A 17,083-nucleotide genomic window follows, 5' to 3' on the forward strand; every position below is an offset into this window, starting at 1 on the left:
CCACCTTTCGTGGGGTGAGGGCGCCATCTCCACCCACACCGGGTGGCGGGGGCGCGCCCCCGCCGCGGGGGCGCCCCCCCGGCCGGGCGGGGGGCGTGGGGGGGCCGGCGGCCGGGGTCGTCCGCGATCGGGTCGGGGTCACACCAGACCGGCCTTGCGGAAGTGCTTGTCCAGGAGCCGGACGCCGAGCAGGCCGCCGACGACTCCGAAGACCAGCGTGGACACGTCGAACCCGATCAGCACCGCCGGGGACAGCAGGTCGTTGAGCTGACGCGTGTACTCCTCGCCCATGCCCTCCATGTAGGGGCTGGAGAGGAACTCCTCACGGGCGTACAGCATCGGCGCGAACAGGCCGGCCATCCAGGTGCTGAACACGGCGTAGGCGAGCACGCTCATCTTCCGCGAGCGGTACCGGCCCGCGTACAGCAGCGCCTCGGCGATCACCGCGGCCACCACGCCGATGACGAGACCGATCGGCGGGCTGCCGATGAGCAGCATGAAGCCGTTCACGATGACGGCCAGCACGGTGACCATGCCGGCGTGCTTGACGCGGGTGAGGAAGAGCATGAAGGGCACGCCCGCCGCGACGATGCTCACCGCGCTCGTCACCAGGGTCATCACGGGCCCGAGGAATTCGAAGAGGGTGAACACCCCCACGGTCACGATGTAGAGCGCGCCGAAGATTCCGATGTTGATGAGATCCCGCGGACTCATGCGTAAGTCCATGCGCTGCGGGCTGACTTCGGTTGTCACTGGGCCCCTGCCCTCGTCTCGTTCGGGTGAGTTGTGTGCGGTCGGCCGGTGTTCACGGCGCGGAGAGCCAGGGGGCCGCCGAGGCGTCGGAGGCCGCGCGGGCGTGCGCCGTGAGCAGGTCGACGACCTGGTCCGCGTGGTGGTCCAGGTAGAAGTGACTGCCGTCGAAGACGCGCACCTCGCACGTCCCGTCGGTGGTGTCGCTCCACCCCTCGGCCTCCCACGGCTGGATCTCCGGGTCCCGGTCGCCGTACAGCACGGTGACCGGGGTGGTCAGGCGCGCGCCGGGCCGGGGCCGGTAGGTCTCGCTCATCCGGTAGTCGGACCGGATGGTGGGCAGGAACGCCTCGACGAGGGGGGCGTTGTCGAGGACGTCGGTGTGGGTCGCCTCGGTGCGGCGCAGCTCCTCGACCAGCTCCTCGTCGGTGCCGAGGTGCACCGTGCCCGGCCGGGTCAGCTCGGGCGCCGGGTGGCCCGAGACCACGAGCCCCTGCGGCGGGTGGCCCGCCGCGGTGATCTCGCGGGCCACCTCGTAGGCGACGAGGGCGCCCATGCTGTGGCCGAACAGGATCGTCGGGAGCTGCGGCCCGTCGACCGGCGGCCCGTCCGCCAGGACGGCGGCCAGGCTCTGGATGTCGGCCGGCATCGGATCGGAGTACCGGTCCTCGCGGCCCGGGTACTGGACCGCGAGGAACTCGAGGTCCCAGGGGACGGCCGCGGCCCAGGTCCGGAAGTAGCTGGCGCTGCCGCCGCCGTGCGGGAACAGCACCACCCGGGCGCGGGCGTACGGGCGTTCGGCGAGGCGGCGGAACGCGCCGGTGCGGCCGTCGCGGGTCATCGGTTCGACGGACATCTCGCTCACTTCCCGGCCGCGGGGGCCATGGCGATGTTCCAGAACTCGGCGTACCGGCCCCCGCGGCTCAGGAGCTCGTCGTGGCTGCCCTCTTCCACGACCCGGCCGCCGTCCAGGAAGACGACGCGGTCGGCGCGCTGGACGGTGCGCATCCGGTGGGCGACCATGACCACGGTCCGGCCGGCCATCAGGCGTTCGATGCCCTCGTGGACGGCGGCCTCGTTGACCGGGTCGAGTGCGGACGTGACCTCGTCGAGGAGGACGACGGGGGCGTCCTTGAGCAGGGCGCGGGCGATCGAGACGCGCTGGCGCTCGCCGCCGGAGAGCAGCGCGCCGCCCTCGCCCACGTTGGCCGCCCAGCCCTCGGGCAGCCGCTCGATGACCTCGTCCAGGCGGGCGGCGTGGGCCGCCGCGCGGACGTCGGCGTCGGAGGCGTCCGGGCGGCCGAGGCGGATGTTCTCCTCGATGGTGCCGTCGAACAGGTAGACGTCCTGGAAGACGATGGAGATCTGCCCCATCAGGGCCTCGGAGTCCATGTCGCGGACGTCCACGCCGCCGATCCGCACGGCGCCCTGGTCGACGTCGTAGAAGCGGGCGAGGAGCTGGAGGAGCGTGCTCTTGCCCGCGCCGGACGGGCCGATGACGGCGAGCCGCTGTCCCTGCGGCACGGTGAGGGAGGCGCCGTCGAAGACGGTGCGGCCGCCGTGCCGGAAGGTGACGGAGTCGAACTCGATGTCGTAGCCGGCCGGCTGCTTGGGCTCGGCCGGCTCGGGCAGCGGCTCGGTGCGCAGGAGCGCGTCGAGCTTGGCCAGGACCGAACGGGCGCCGCGGAGCTTGCCGCCGATGTCCGTCAGGGACAGCAGCGGGTCGGCGCAGCGGGCGGCCAGCACCAGGATCGTCAGGACCTCGGCGACACCGACGGCGCCGTCCAGCGCCAGGTACACGCCGAGGGTCAGCACGGCGGTGTAGACGGCCTGGACGGTCATGGTCAGGCCCACCGCGCCGGGCAGCGCGGAGAAGGTGGCGCGGCGCGAGGCCCGCTCGACGTTCCGCAGGGAGTCGTCGAGCAGCGCGAAGCGCTCCCCGGTCCGGCCGCCGGCCCGCAGGACCGGCTGGACCTGGAGGAACTCGATGACGCGGCCGGCGGCCTCCTCGTCGAGGTGGTGGCGTTCCTCGTCGCCGGCGGCCGTCGTGCGGCCCACCCAGATCTGGATCCCGGCCACGAGGGGCGCGGCGACCAGCGCGGCCAGGCCGAGCTGCCAGTTGAAGGCCAGCATCACGACGACGATGGTCAGCGGGGTCACGCTGGCCGAGATGAACGGCGCCAGGAGGTGCGCGATGACGGACATCGCCTGGAGCACGCCGCGGCTGGCGAGGACGGAGATCTCGCCCAGCCGGCTCGCGTTGTTGTACCAGCCGATGGGGAGCCGGGCCATGTGGTCGCCCAGCCGGTGGTACATGCCGCGCAGCAGCGCGGCGCCGACCTGGAAGCCGGACAGGTCGCTGAGGTAGCGCAGCACGGCGTAGACGGCGAACGCCACGCCGAACCCGATCAGCCACGGCCAGGCGTCCCCAGGGGTGTCCCCGAAGAGTTCGTGCAGTACCGGGACCAGCAGTGCGTAGGACAGTCCCTCGGCCACCGCCGTCACCGTCATCAGGGCGACGGTGCGGCGCAGCGGCCGGGCGTACTCGCGTCCCAGCACGCGCAGCAACATGCGGATCATCGGAGTTCATCTCCCTGGGGTACGCCGCCCAGGCCGTCGGCGACGTCACCGACCGCCGAGTGCTGGGCCTGCCAGAACGTGGCGAACTTGCCCTTCCGGCCGAGCAGTTCCGTGGGACGGCCGCGCTCGACGATCCGCCCCTCCTCCAGCATCACGACGACGTCGGCGTCCATGATGGTCTCCAGCCGGTGGGCGATGACCAGGACCGTCCGCTCGCCCTCCAGGGTCGCCAGCGCCTGGCGCACGGCCTGTTCGGTCTGCGGGTCGGCGAAGGCGGTCGCCTCGTCGAGGACCAGGACGGGGGTGTCGGCGAGCAGGGCGCGGGCGATCGCGATGCGCTGCGCCTCGCCGCCCGACAGCCGGGCCTCCTCGCCGATCACCGACGCGTAGCCCTGGGGAAGTTCCAGGATCCGGTCGTGGATGTTGGCGAGCTTCGCGGCCCGCACCACGTCGTCGTGATCGGCCTGCGGCACCGCCAGCGCGATGTTGTCCGCGACCGAGGCGCGCAGCAGGCGGACGTCCTGGAAGACGAACGACACCCGCTCGTACAGCTCGCGGCTGCCGAGCTGCCGCAGGTCGACTCCGCCCAGGGTCACGGCGCCCTGGTCGGGGTCGAAGAACCGGGGCAGCAGCTGCACCAGGGTGGACTTGCCGCTTCCCGAGGGGCCCACGACGGCGGTGACCGTGCCGGGCTCCAGGACGAGGTCGATGCCGCTGAGGACCTCGCGGTCGTCCTCGTAGCCGAACCGGACGCCGTCGAACTCCACCCGGTGGCCCTGCGGGATCCGCGGGTGGGGCGACTCCGGGAGGGACTCGACCTCCAGCACCTCGCGGATGCGTCCGACGGCGCGGCCGGCGGCCTGCATCTCGTCGAAGCCGTGGCCGAGGGCGGCCACGGGGGCCGTCAGACCCAGGCCGAGGAGCAGGAACGGCAGCAGGTCCGCCGGGGCGAGGCCGCCGCCGGTGATCCGGACGGTGCCGCCGATGAGCACGACGAGCAGCACGAACGGCGGGGAGAGCGCGAGCTGCATGCCCGCGGCGATCCGGGAGATGCCGTTGACCCACCGGCGGAAGGTGTCCACGAAGTCGTCGGCCGAGGTCTGGAACGTGCGGTGCGCGCGCCCGGATCCGCCGAACGTCTTGACCACCGCGATGCCCTGGACGAACTCGACCACCGAGGTCGAGATCCGGCCCATGGCGGTGTCGAACTCCTCCTGCTCCTTCAGCCGCGTCGGCGTCATCATCAGCGGGACCAGCGCCATCGCCATGACGACCGGGATCAGCGTGATCAGCGTCAGCTTCCAGTCGACGGTGAAGAGGTAGACCAGCGACGCGAGCGGCACCACGAAGGCGGAGACGAGCTCGCCGGGGGTGTGGGCGATGAACGGGTGCACCGCGCTCACGTCCTCGCCGACCACCTTGGACAGTTCACCCGTCCGGCGCTGCGAGAACCACCCGATCGGCACCCGGCCCAGCTGCTCGGCCAGGCGGCGACGGAAGGCCAACTGCACCTGCCCGTCGAGGACATGGCCGACCCCGGAGGACGCCGCGGTGAAGATCAGCCGGACGAACAGACCGATCACGCCCAGCAGCACCACGTTCCACACGTGATCGCGGTCGACGGGGCCCGGCGCCAGCAGGGTCCGTCCGAGCTCCACCACGGCGAGCAGCGGTGCCAGCCCCGCGAGGGCGCCGATGACCTGCAGGACCACCACGGTCACGAGCTTGTACACGTAAGGCCGGAGCAGTCGCCCGAAGTCGTTCTTCCCGGACGAACCGGGCTCCGCTAACCGCGTGGACCGCTCCCCCGCCTCAGCGGGATCGAGCACACTCATCGCTCTCCCATCCGATTTTCAAACACATTCCGATATCACTGTACCGCGCACGGCGAAACAGTGCCACCACAGTGGGGCGACCACCGGGTGAACCGAACCCCCTACGGACGGAAGGGAGATGACGCCGGGCCGGTCAGGTCGGCGACGGACAGCGGATCGCCGCCCTCCGGGTGTGCCACCTCCGGATATCCCAGGGTCTCGGTCAGCTCCGTCCAGGCGCGGGCGACGGTCAGATGCCGCTGACCGCCCCGCAGCGGGTCCGCGCCGGCGGCGGCCCGCTCGCACAGCAGGTCGAGCGCGGTGAGCACCCCGTCCCCCCACACGTCGTCCAGGGCGGTCGCCCAGGTGGGGGTCTCGGCCGGCCCCACGGGGGCGCCGGTGACGCCCAGACCGTGCGGCCACCGCTCCGCCACCTCCGACGCGTCCGGGAGGAACTGTCCCGTCGCGTCGGACGGCATGCTCAGGACCGGGCTCCACAGCACCGGTCCGTGGGTGTTGGCCAGCATGAGGTTGCCCGCGTCGGTCCCGATGGTGACGCGGTGCAGGAAGAGGCTCGAACTGTCGTCCCCCGCCTGCATCCGGTTCTCCACCCGCAGCGTCAGCGGCACCCCCGCGACCTGCCCGTCGACGCTCACCAGCGGCCGTCCGGGCCGGCGTTCGACCGGGGAGAGCGACCAGGGGCGCAGTCCGTCGAAGATCCCGGCCAGGATGTCGAGCAGGTCGAAGGAGACCTGGACCGCGCACATCGCGTCGACGAACACCGGCGTGCGCAGTTCGAGCAGCCGCCGGGCGGCCGCGGTGAACCGCCGGACCGGTTCGAGGTGCGGATAGAAGGTGTTCACCAGGTACTGGGCCCCCGACCGGCGCGCCACCCGCAGGCAGTCCGCCACCTCGGTCGCGTGCACCGGGTGCTCCTGGAGGACGTGGATGCCGCGCCCGAGCAGCTCCTTGGCCAGCTCGGCGCCCCGGCCGCCGCCGACCGCCGACGACACCACGACGCAGGCCGCGTCGATGTCGTCGGGCAGCTCGTCGACCTTGCCGTACAGGGGGACGCCGTACCGCTCGGCGAGGGCCGCCGAGCGGGCGCTGCCCCGCGCCAGGATGCCGGCGAGCCGGTAGCGCCCGGGCGCGGCGCGGTGCAGCGCCGAGAGGTAGACCTGGCCGAACCGGGTACCGCACACGACCACGCGCATCGGTCGCTCGTGGGTCATCGGCCCTCCTCCGGCGGGGCGGTGATCGCCTCCGCCGTCCGCGCCGCGTGCGGCGCGCGCACACAGCCGACGTGGTCGCCCGGGACGTCGACCACCGTCAGGTCTCCCAGGGCCACCTCCCGCCAGTAGTCCGCCGCGTCCTCGCGGGGACCGGGCACGAGGTGCCCCGGCTCGACCGGGCGCAGCAGGACGATGTCCCCGGCGTACGGCTCCGGTTCGTAGCGCGCCGCCGCCTCCAGGGCCCGCGCGAAGGCGGAGTGCAGGGCCGCGAGCCGCCGCTCGTCGGTCCCCGCCCGGTCCGGGCCGGCCAGGGCGCGGTGCAGCGCCGCCCGCCGCTCGGCCGGGTCCGTCAGCCCGAGGGCGTCGGCCGCCGCGCCGGTCGCCGGGTCGGCTCCCAGTGCCCGGGTGAAGGCGTGGTCGACCGTCAGGTCGTCGTACGGCTCCCGCGGGACGGGGTGGCCGGACACGACGGTCAGCCGGCCGACCGTCACGCCCGCCTCGTCGAGGATCCGGGCCAGTTCGAGCGCGACCGGCGCGCCGAGGCAGTGGCCGATGATCTCCACCTCGTCGTGTCCTGCGGCCCGCACCTCCCGGGCGTACCCGGCCGCGAGTTCGCCGAAGAGGTCCGGCGCGGCGCGGTCGCCGGGCCCGTCGTCGCCGGGGAGGGCGAGCCCCAGCAGGGTTCCGTCCGCTCCCAGCGCGTCGACCAGCTCGTGGTACGCGGCCAGGGAGCCGGTGCCGTCGTGTACCAGGATCCGGGTCGGCCCCTGCCCGCCTCCGGCCAGCGGGACCAGGGCCGTGCTCGGCTCCCGCTCCGCCGGGTCGGGCGTCGCGGCCGCGGTCCCGGCCAGGGAGGTCAGCCACTCGGCGAGGCCGGCGACCGTGGGCCGGTCCAGCAGGGCGCGCAGCATGACGTCGAAGGTGGTCACGGCGGCCTCGGCGACGCGCTCGCGCACCTGTCCGACGAACTGCGCGGCCAGCAGCGAGTTGCCGCCCGCGTCGAAGAAGCCCTGGTCACGGTGGGGCGGCTCACCGCCCAGGACCTCGGCCCACAGGGCGGCGATCCGCTCTTCGAGGCCGGGGCGCGGCGGTTCGCCGGACGCCGCCCGGGGGGCGGTGGGCACCGGCGCCGAGTCGAGCAGGCGCTTGCGGTCGACCTTGCCGTTGGGGGTCAGCGGCAGCGTCTCGACGATCTTCACCTGGGCCGGGATCATGTGCGACGGCAGCCGCTCGGCGACCCAGCGCTGGAGCTCCGCGCCCTCCACGGACGCCGGCCGGTGCTCCGGCAGCACGAAGGCGACCAGGGCGCGTTCGAAGGCGTCGCCGCCCGTGGCCAGCACCACGCAGCTGCCCACGGCGGGGTGGTCGTCGAGCACGGACTCGATCTCGCCGAGCTCGATGCGGTGTCCGCGGATCTTGATCTGCTGGTCGGCGCGGCCGCAGAACTCGATCTCCCCGTCGGGCAGATAGCGGCCCAGGTCGCCGGTGCGGTAGAGCGCCTCGCCCGTCTCGGGGTGCCGGAGGAAGCGCTCCGCGGTCCGCTCGGGATCGTTGAGGTAGCCCGTGGCCAGGCCGACGCCGGCGATGTACAGCTCGCCGACGACCAGGTCGGGCCGGTCGCGCAGGGCGGAGTCGAGGACGTGGAACCGCTGGTTGGCCAGCGGACGCCCGTACGGGATGCTGCGCCAGTGCGGTGCGACGGTCCTGATGGGGTGGTAGATCGACCAGATCGCCGCCTCCGTCGCCCCGCCCATCCCGATCAGCTCCGCCCCGGGCACGTGCCGGCCGGCGTGGCCGGGCAGCGACAGCGGGATCCAGTCGCCGGAGAGCAGGGCCAGCCGCAGCCGGGAGAGGTCGGCGGGTTCGACGTCCAGGTAGTGCATGAGCATCTGCAGCTGGGCGGGGACCGAGTTCCACACGGTCACGCCGTGCGCGGCCATCATGGCGGCCCAGTGCGAGGGGTCGCCCCGCCGGGCGGGGTCCGGCAGCACCAGCGCGGCACCGAGGGCCGGCGGACCGAAGAGGTCGTAGACGGAGAGGTCGAAGCTGAGCGCGGCCAGCCCCAGGACCCGGTCGTCGGCGCCGACGCCGAAGCGCGTGTTGATGTCGTGCACCGTGTTGGCCGCGGCCCGGTGGGTGATCATCACGCCCTTGGGCACCCCGGTCGAGCCCGAGGTGTGCATGACGTAGGCGAGCGCGTCGGGTCCGGTCGCGGGGGTGTCCGCGATCCCGTCCAGCGGGACGGGGGTCACCGCGGAGACGTCCACCGCCAGGACTCCGGGCGGGCCGTCGGTCGCGGTGCCCGCCACCACGGTGTACCGGGCGCCGCAGTCGGTGAGGATCCGGTCCCGGCGGACCCGGGGCTGGCCGAGGTCGACCGGCACGTACACGCCGCCGGCGAGGAGCACGCCGAGCACCGCGACGGCCTGCTCCCGGCTCTTGTCGATCAGCACGCCGACGAAGTCGCCCGGCCGGCATCCCTCGGCCACCAGCCGCTCGGCCACGGCGGCCGCCCGCCCCAGCCACTGCCCGTAGGTCAGCGTCCCGGCCGGGTCGATCACCGCGGTCCGGTCCGGGAACGCGCGGGCGTACGCCACGAGCGGGTCGTGCAGCAGCCCGTCGGGGACCGGCGCCTCCGTCGCGTTCGCCGCGTCGCGCGGGGCGCGCAGGCGCTCCGGCAGGGGCTGCGGGTCCACCGCCGACCACGGCCGGTCGCTCTCGGCCAGCCGGTGCAGCAGCCCCTCGAAGGCGGCGAACATGTCGTCCACCAGGCCGTCGGGGAAGACCCCTTCGCGGACGTCCCAGTTCATGTCCAGGCCGCCGTACTGGTCGCCCACCTGGCAGTCGATCCAGACCTGCGGGGTCTGGCTGATGCCGTGGACGGGCCGCGCCTTCCGGCCCGCGGGCGACACCGCGCCGCCGCCGACCCCGATGCTGCCGGTGAACACCACGGGCACCACCGCCGCCTCGCGGCCACGGCGCCGGGCGAGCTCGCGCAGCACCTCCACGCCGCTGTACAGCCGGTGGTCGAGGTCCTCGAAGACCTGCTCGCCCAGGGCGACGGCCCGTTCCGCGAAGGTCGTCCGGCCCTCGCCGCCGACGGCGAGCAGGCTCAGCGAGGTGAAGTCGCCGAGCAGCCGGTCCACCTGCGGGTGGAGCGGCAGCCGGTTGAGCACGGGCAGGCCGAGGCTGAAGCGTTCGGTGTCGCTCCAGCGGCCGATGGTCTCCGCGTACGCCGCCAGCACGACGTTGGCGGGCGTGATGCCGTGCGCGCCGGCCCGTTCCTTCAGCGCCTGCCACACCCGGGGGCCGAGGGTCGAGGTCAGCCGGCGGAAGCGCGCGGGGGCGGTCGCCGGATCGTGGTCGTCGCGCAGCGGCAGCGCGGGCGCGCCGGGCAGCTCGTCGATGCGCCGCGACCAGTAGTCGCGGTCGCTCGCGTACCGGGCGGTCTCGCGGAGCCGGCGTTCGGCGAGCACGTAGTCCCTGAAGGTGGCGTCCACCGGGGGCAGTTCACAGTCGGGCCGGCGGTAGCGGCTGTCCAGCTCGAAGAGGACCTGCTGCATGCTGAGCCAGTCCAGCGCCATGAAGTCCACGGAGACGTGCAGCACGCTGCGGTCCGCCGTCCGGGTCAGGCGCAGCTCGTACATGGGGCGCTCACCGGCGGGGTGCACCTTGTGGGACAGCTCGTCGCGCACGTCGTCGATCGTCTTCTCGACGGTGTCGGAGGACGCGCCGCGCAGGTCGGCGAGGTCGATGCGGGTGTCCTCCAGGGCCGGCAGGACCCGCTGGGTGCCGTCCTCGGAGATGACCGTCCGCAGGGTCTCGTGGCGGCGCACCAGGCCGTCCCAGGCCCGCTGGAGCCGGTCGTGGTCCAGGTCCGCCGGGTACTCGTACTCCAGGTAGACGTGGCAGGAGACGCCTCCGTAGTCGAAGGCGGCGTTGCGGCCGAAGAGGTAGGCCGACTGGATGTCGGTGAGCGGGAAGGGCAGTTCGCGGTCCTCGGGCCGGTCCTCCCAGACCGTGCCGCCGGACGCCTCCGCCCCGCCGGGCGCGGCGGTGTCGGGCATCCGGTCCAGCAGCTCCGCCTTACACCGGCGCAGGTCGGCGAGCCGCTGTTCGGTCATCGCGCCGCGGGGCGCGCGGAAGCGCAGCCGGCCGCCCTCGCGCCAGAGCCGGATCCCGGCGCCGCGGAATTCCTCGATCAGTTCGTCGGCGTTCACACCGCACCCTCTTCGCAATCGTCGCCGTCGTCCCAGCCGTCGGCCGGCGCTACGCCGCCGACGGATCCGAGCCGGTCGAGCAGTTCACCCAGCCCCGCGACGGTCGGCGTGCGCATGACCTCCCGCATGGGCAGTTCGATGCCCGTCGCCGCGCGCACCTCGGCGACGAAGCGCGTCGCGAGGAGGCTGTCGCCGCCGAGCCGGAAGAAGTTCTCCTCTCGTCCCACCGCGTCCAGGCCGAGGAGCTTGCTCCACCGCTCGGCGACGAACGTCTCGGTGGCGCCCTGCGGCGGGTTCCCCGTGTCGCGCGGGCGGTCGGCGGACTGCTCCAGGACGGTGCGGATCCGCTTGCGGTCGACCTTGCCGTTGCCGCTGAGCGGCAGCGTGGGCAGGACGACGAGGTGGGCGGGGACCATGTGCTCGGGCAGCCGGTCCGCCGCCCAGCGGCGCAGCTGGGCCCCGTCGATGCCGCGGGCGGTCCGGGGCCGCTCGGCGACGAGCAGGATCTCTCCGGTGGGCTCGGAGCGCAGCACCCGGACGTCGCACAGTCCGGCCTCGGCGCACGCCTCGGCCCACCGCTCGCGGCCGTGCAGCCAGGCGGAGTCCGCCCGGTCGCCCTCGAAGCGGCCCGCGCGGGCCTCCAGGGGCAGCGCGGTGACCAGGGCCAGTGGCGTCGGGTGTTCGCGTTCGAGCAGGTAGAGGCGGCCGCCGGGGGCGAGCAGGAGGGCCATCGTGACGAGGGCGAGCCCGGCGTCCGGCATCCGGTGCAGGACGTTGTTGGCCACCACGCCGTCGTAGGCGTGGAGGTGCTGGGCGGAGATCGCGGAGCCGCTCTGCACGGCGGTGCGGGTCTCGTGTCCCTTGTCGCCGAGCAGCGTCTCGGCCTTGGCCAGCGCGGGCGCCGAGGAGCCGAGCAGGGTGTACGCGACGGTGTCCGGTCCGAGCGCGCCGAGCAGCCGGGCGGCGCCGCGGCCGCCGACCACGTCCCACTCCGCCACGGCGGGCGCCTCGCCGGCGCCGGCCCGGGTCCGCAGGTCCTCCGCGACGGCGTCGAGGCCGGCGGCGTTGCCGGGCATCAGGTCGCCGAGCGCCTCGGGGGCCAGCACCGGGTCGTCGAGCAGGGCGGTGGCGTCGGCGGCGCCGGTGATGATGGCCGAGTAGAGCGGCCCGGCCCATTCCAGGGCGGTGGCGACGGTGTCGAGGGCGGTGCCGCGGACGGCCTCGCGGACCTCGTCGCCCCGGGCCGGGTCGGTGGCCTCGGCCCATCGCGGGCCGTGCCGGTACGCGGTGTCGGCGCCGCGGGCGAGCACGCCGCGCCGGTCCAGGTAGGCGAGCCAGACGTCCACCACGGGCCGCTGTTCGGCGCAGACGGAGGGGTCGTCCGCGGTGGCGCCGTCGGGTCCGACGAGGGGGGCGACGACACCGGCGAGCAGCCTCTCCACGAGCCGGTGCTCGTGCAGGTGGGGATCGGCGGCCCCGGTCGCGGCGGTCCGCGGCAGGAAGGGGTTCTCCCGCCGCCCGCCCGCGGGGGTCCGGTCGGTGTGCGCCTGGACGCGGTCCGGGAGCGACGGGCGTTCGACCAGGGCGGCGACGAGTTCCCTGCGCCCCTCGGTGAAGGGGACGGCCACCGCCTGGGCGACCGCGGGATGGGCCTGGAGGCAGGTCTCGATCTCGCCGAGCTCGACCCGGAAGCCGTTGATCTTCACCTGGTGGTCGAGGCGGCCGAGGAACTCCAGGTTGCCGTCGGGCCGGTAGCGGCCGAGGTCGCCGGTGCGGTACCAGCGCTCGCCGTCCACGGTGGGGAACCGGGCCTCGGTCAGCTCGCGGTCGCCGCGGTAGCCGAGGGCCACGCCGGCCCCGCCGATCCAGAGTTCGCCGGGCACCCAGTCGGGGCAGTCCCGCCCGCGGCCGTCGACCACCCGGAACTTCTGGTTGCGCAGCGGCTTCCCGTACGGGATCGACCGCCAGCCGTCCGGTACCGAGGTCACCTCGTAGGCGTTCGACCAGATCGCGGCCTCGGTGGCGCCGCCGAGCGCGATGAGCCGGCAGCGGCCGTTCGACGCGCGGTCCAGCCGGTCGGGCAGGTCCAGTCCGATCCAGTCGCCGGAGAGGAGGGCCAGGCGCAGGGTGGTGGGGAAGGACCCGGCGTCGGCGGCGGTCAGCGCCATGTCGAGCAGGGCGGGGACGGTGTTCCAGACCGTCACCCCGTGCCGCCGGCAGAGCGTCAGCCACTCGGCGGCGTCGCGGCGGCCGGACTCCGGCACCAGGACGGCGGCGCCGCCGGCCGAGAGGAAGCCGAAGACGTCCCACACCGACAGGTCGAAGTCGAGCGCGGAGACCGCGAGGACGCGGTCGCCCGACCCGATCCCGAACCGCTCGTTCACGTCCTCGACGGTGTTGACGGCGGCGCGGTGGCTGAGCTCGACGCCCTTGGGCAGGCCGGTCGAGCCCGAGGTGAAGATGACGTACGCGGGGTCGTCCGGGTCGGCGGCCACCGGTGCGGCCAGGGGGCGCGCGGCCAGCGCCTCCTCGACCGTCAGCACCTCGGTGCCGGGGTGGGCCGGTTCCGGGTCGCCGGTGCCGTCCAGGACGACGCGGGCGCCACTGAGTTCGAGGATGCGGGCGCGCCGCTCGGCCGGCTGGTCCACGCCGATCGGGACGTACGCGGCGCCGGAGGCGAGGACGCCGAGCACGGCGGCGATCTGGTCGGCGCCCTTGGGCACGGTCACGGCGACGTACGAGCCGCGGCCGACGCCGCGCCCGGCGAGCGCGCCGGCGATGGCGAGGGCGCGCCGGGCCAGCTCGTCGTGGGACGTCTCGCCGCGCTCGCCCCACAGCAGGGCGGGCTGCCCGGTCCGTTCGGCGGCCCGGTCGAAGAAGACGGTGTGCAGCAGGTTCTCGGTGGTGTCGCGGGTCCGGGAGTTGACCTCGGTCCGCCGGCTCCGCTGCTCGGCCGGGAGCGGGAGCTCCGGCAGCGAGGTCTCCCACGCGCCGGCCGCCAGACCGCGCACCACCGACTCGTAGGCCGCCAGCATCGCGTCGAGCACCCCGGCGGGGAAGAGCTCGTCCACGGCGTCCCACACCAGCAGCACGCCGCCGTCCCGCTCGCGGTAGACCTGGTGGTCGAGCCAGATCTGCGGGGTCTGGGAGATCATCCAGGTCGGCTCGCCGAAGCGGGCGGCGAACGCGTCGGGGACCAGCGGCGCCGACAGGTCGCAGGCGAAGACGACCGGCGCCGTGCGGGGGGTGTCCGGGTCGGCGCGGGTGAGGTCGCGGAGCACGTCCACGCCGGAGTAGGCGGCGTGGCCGAGGTCCTCGTGCATGCGCTTCTGGAGGGCGCGCGCGTGGTCGGCGAAGGCGTCGCCGGACAGGTCGACCTCGACGAGCGCCAGTCCCGTGAAGTCGGCGACGATGCGGTCGATCTGGGGGTGGGCGTCGAGGTCGCGGTCGAACAGCGGCACGTTGAGCAGGAAGCGCTCCTCGCCGCTCCAGCGGCCGAGGACCATGGCGTAGGCCGTGGCGAGCACCACCGACGGGGTCAGGCCGGCCTCGCCGGCCCGCTGCTCCAGGCCGCGCCACTCGTCCGGCGAGAGCGTCACGGAACGGCGGACGAACCTCGGCACCTCGACCGCCTCGGGGTCGACGGCCAGCGGCAGCTTCGGACCGCCCGGCAGCGTGGGCACCCGCTCCTGCCAGTACGCGCGGTCCCGCTCGCGCTCCGCGCCGCGGATCCGCTCCTGGTCGGTGACGTAGCGCCCGAAGGTGTAGGCGATCGCGTCGAGGGCGTCCGGGTCGTCGTACAGGGCGGCCAGGTCGTCGAGCAGGACGCGGATGCTGGCGAGGTCGGAGGCGAGCAGGTCGACGTTGAGGTGGAGCCGGTCGGTGCCGTCGGGCAGCCGGGTCAGCTGGGCGTCGACGACCTCGCCGCTCTCGACGCGCATGCGGCGGTGGGAGAGCGTGTCGCGGAGCTCCCGGGCGGCGGTGTCCGCCTCCTCGGCGGTGCGGTCCCGGAGGTCGTGGACGGTGACCCCGGGCCAGGGCGAGGTGGGCAGGACGCGCTGCGTGGCGTCGTCGGCGAACGACACGCGCAGCATCGGGTGGCGCTCGATCAGGGCGCGTACCGCGTCCTCCAGGCGCCGGGGGTCGAGCTGCCGCGCGTCGAACTCCAGGTAGGCGTGACAGCTGACGCCGCCCAGCGGCTGGTCGTCGCTGCGGCCGATCAGATACGCCTGCTGGACCGGCGTGAGCGCGAAGGGCCCGTCCACCGGGAGGGCGTCGTCCGCCTCGGCGGGCCGCGGCGCGGTGCCCGCGCCCGCGCCGGGCGCGACGAGGTCGAACCAGGCCGACAGGCGCGGGTCGTCGGACAGCTCCACGAAGGTGACGTCGGAGCCGGTGCGGGTGAGCCGGGTCGCCAGCCGCATCATCTCCAGCGACTGGAGGCCGAGTTCGAAGAGGTTGCTGTCGTCGTCCTCCTCGGTCAGCTCCATGCCGAGCAGCTCGGACACCATTCCGCGCAGGACGCCCCGGTCCAGCGCGGGGTGCCCGGCGTCGGGTTCGTCCGGGCCGTGGCCGACATTCTCCAGTGACATTTCCAAGCTCCCTTGCACGCTCATGACTTCGCCGCGTCTCTCGCCGACCGACGGAAAATCAGGCCGGTCCGGCCTGCTGGGACTGCTCCATGACCCGCGCCAGATCGGCCAGGGTCCGGGCCTCGAACAGCGCTCGCATCGGGACGGCGATGCCGAGCTCCTTGCGGATCCGGCCGGCCAGCTTCGCGGCGAGCATCGAATGGCCGCCCAGGTCGAAGAAGTTGTCCTCCGGTCCGGCCGCCGCGATCTGCAGCGTCTCGCGCACCATGGCGCACAGGACCTCTTCGTACGCGTCCGGGTCGACGGCGGTGCCGGCCGCGGGCCGCGGCGTCGCGTCCGGGGCGGCCCCGTCCCCACCGCGGGCGGCGCGTTCGGCGAGCGCCTTGCGGTCGACCTTTCCGTTCAGCATGGTCGGGAAGCGGTCGAGCACGACGATGCTCGACGGGACCATGTGCTCGGGCAGCGCGCGGCGGGCGTACTCCCGCAGCTCCGCCTCGGCGACGCCGTGCCGTGCCGACGTCTTGACGTAGGCGACGATGTGCTCGGTGGCGACGTCCGCACCGCCGACGGCCGCGACGACGATCTCGACCGCCGGGTGGCTCTCCAGCCGCGACTCGATCTCGCCGAGCTCGATGCGGAAGCCGCGGACCTTCACCTGATGGTCGATCCGGCCGGTGAAGTACAGCTCGCCGTCGGCCTCCAGCCGGCCCCGGTCGCCCGACCGGTACATCCTGCTTCCGGGCGGGCCGTACGGGTCGGCCACGAACCGGCTCGCCGTCAGGCCCGGGCGGTTCAGGTAGCCGCGCGCCACGCCGCTGCCCGCGAGGTACAGCTCGCCCTCCCGGCCGTCGCGGAGCTCCCGCAGCCCCTCGTCGAGCACGTACACGGCGGCGCCGTCCCACGGGGTGCCGACGGTCACCTCCTCCTGGACGCCCTCGATGGGTCCGCCGATGGAGGTGCCGACGGTCACCTCGGTCGGGCCGTAGGCGTTGAACAGCCGCCTGCCCTTGGACCATTCCTCGGCGAGCGACCGGGTGCAGACGTCGCCGGTGGAGGTGATCGTCCCGTCGACCAGCAGTCCCTCGCTGTCCGTGACGCCCAGGGCGACCGGCGGCAGGACGGCGTGGTCGATGGCGTACGTGAGCATGGTCTCGCGCAGCGACTCGCCCGGCATGAGGGCGTGCTGCTCGGCCATCACCAGGGTCGCGCCGTTCAGCAGCGCGAGCGCGAAGTCCCAGAACCAGGCGTCGAAGCTGAAGGAGGCCCACTGCAGGACGCGCTGGCCGACCCCGACCCCGTACAGCCGCTTCTGGGTGGAGACGAGGTCCGTCACGCCGGTGTGGCTCAGCGCGACGCCCTTGGGGACCCCGGTGGAGCCGGAGGTGTAGATGACGTACATCAGATGGGCCGGGGTCAGCGGGGACAGGCGCTCGCCGTCGGTGACGTCGTCGCCGCGCTCCGCCGCGCACCCGGCCTCGAAGGCGGGGTCGTCGAGCACGAGTTCGGGCACGTCCAGGCCGGGGGAGCCGACGCCCTCGGTCCGCAGCAGCAGCACCGGGCGCGCGTCCACGACCATGTGGGCGAGCCGCTCGGCCGGGTAGCCGGGGTCCAGCGGCAGATACGCGCCACCGGCCTTCAGCACCGCGAGCACCGCGACGATCAGCCGGTCCGATCGCGGAACGGCGATGGCCACGAGCGAGTCCGGGCCCACGCCGGCGGCGATCAGCCGCCGGGCGAGCCGGTTCGCGCTCGCGTTCAGCTCCGCGTATTCGACGACGGTGTCACCGAAGACGACGGCAGGCGCGCTCCCCGACTCGGCAACCACGGACTCGAATATCTCCGAAACAGTGTTCAACGCCGCTCCGCCTCCGACACAGAGTTCCAGCAGGAATGATCCG

General features: G+C 74.0%; 8 protein-coding genes. All 8 read right to left on the reverse strand.

The window, feature by feature from the left end; genetic code table 11:
• Positions 1-138: 138 nt before the first annotated feature.
• Entirely contained in the window at positions 139-714 is a 576-nt protein-coding gene (locus ACFW1I_RS24545; RefSeq protein WP_384673607.1) for an MptD family putative ECF transporter S component, read from the reverse strand.
• 91 nt (positions 715-805) lie between these two features.
• Entirely contained in the window at positions 806-1,606 is an 801-nt protein-coding gene (locus tag ACFW1I_RS24550) for a thioesterase II family protein (protein ID WP_384673610.1), read from the reverse strand.
• Positions 1,607-1,611: 5 nt separating this feature from the next.
• Positions 1,612-3,330: an ABC transporter ATP-binding protein gene (locus tag ACFW1I_RS24555; RefSeq protein ID WP_384673613.1), complete on the reverse strand. Its 1,719-nt coding sequence runs from the start codon at positions 3,328-3,330 to the stop codon at positions 1,612-1,614.
• The gene (locus ACFW1I_RS24560; protein ID WP_384673616.1) at positions 3,327-5,045 is read right to left on the reverse strand and encodes an ABC transporter ATP-binding protein; all 1,719 of its coding nucleotides are present in this window, start codon (positions 5,043-5,045) and stop codon (positions 3,327-3,329) included. Before ACFW1I_RS24560 ends, ACFW1I_RS24555 begins: the two co-directional genes overlap by 4 nt.
• A 221-nt stretch (positions 5,046-5,266) precedes the next feature.
• On the reverse strand, positions 5,267-6,376 hold the full coding sequence (locus ACFW1I_RS24565) for a Gfo/Idh/MocA family oxidoreductase (RefSeq protein ID WP_384673619.1): 1,110 nt from the start codon (positions 6,374-6,376) through the stop codon (positions 5,267-5,269).
• Positions 6,373-10,596, reverse strand: coding sequence for an amino acid adenylation domain-containing protein (locus ACFW1I_RS24570; RefSeq protein WP_384673622.1), 4,224 nt, complete (start codon positions 10,594-10,596; stop codon positions 6,373-6,375). Before ACFW1I_RS24570 ends, ACFW1I_RS24565 begins: the two co-directional genes overlap by 4 nt.
• The gene (locus tag ACFW1I_RS24575) at positions 10,593-15,185 is read right to left on the reverse strand and encodes an amino acid adenylation domain-containing protein (RefSeq protein ID WP_384673624.1); all 4,593 of its coding nucleotides are present in this window, start codon (positions 15,183-15,185) and stop codon (positions 10,593-10,595) included. The genes ACFW1I_RS24570 and ACFW1I_RS24575 overlap by 4 nt, the downstream gene beginning before the upstream one ends.
• Before the next feature lie 58 nt (positions 15,186-15,243).
• A complete protein-coding gene (locus ACFW1I_RS24580) occupies positions 15,244-17,010 on the reverse strand; it encodes a non-ribosomal peptide synthetase (protein WP_384673627.1) in 1,767 nt (588 codons plus the stop codon).
• Between the last annotated feature and the right edge of the window lie 73 nt (positions 17,011-17,083).

This window comes from Streptomyces sp. NPDC058955 (genome assembly GCF_042741435.1).
In the GTDB taxonomy this organism is placed as follows: Bacteria; Actinomycetota; Actinomycetes; order Streptomycetales; family Streptomycetaceae; genus Streptomyces.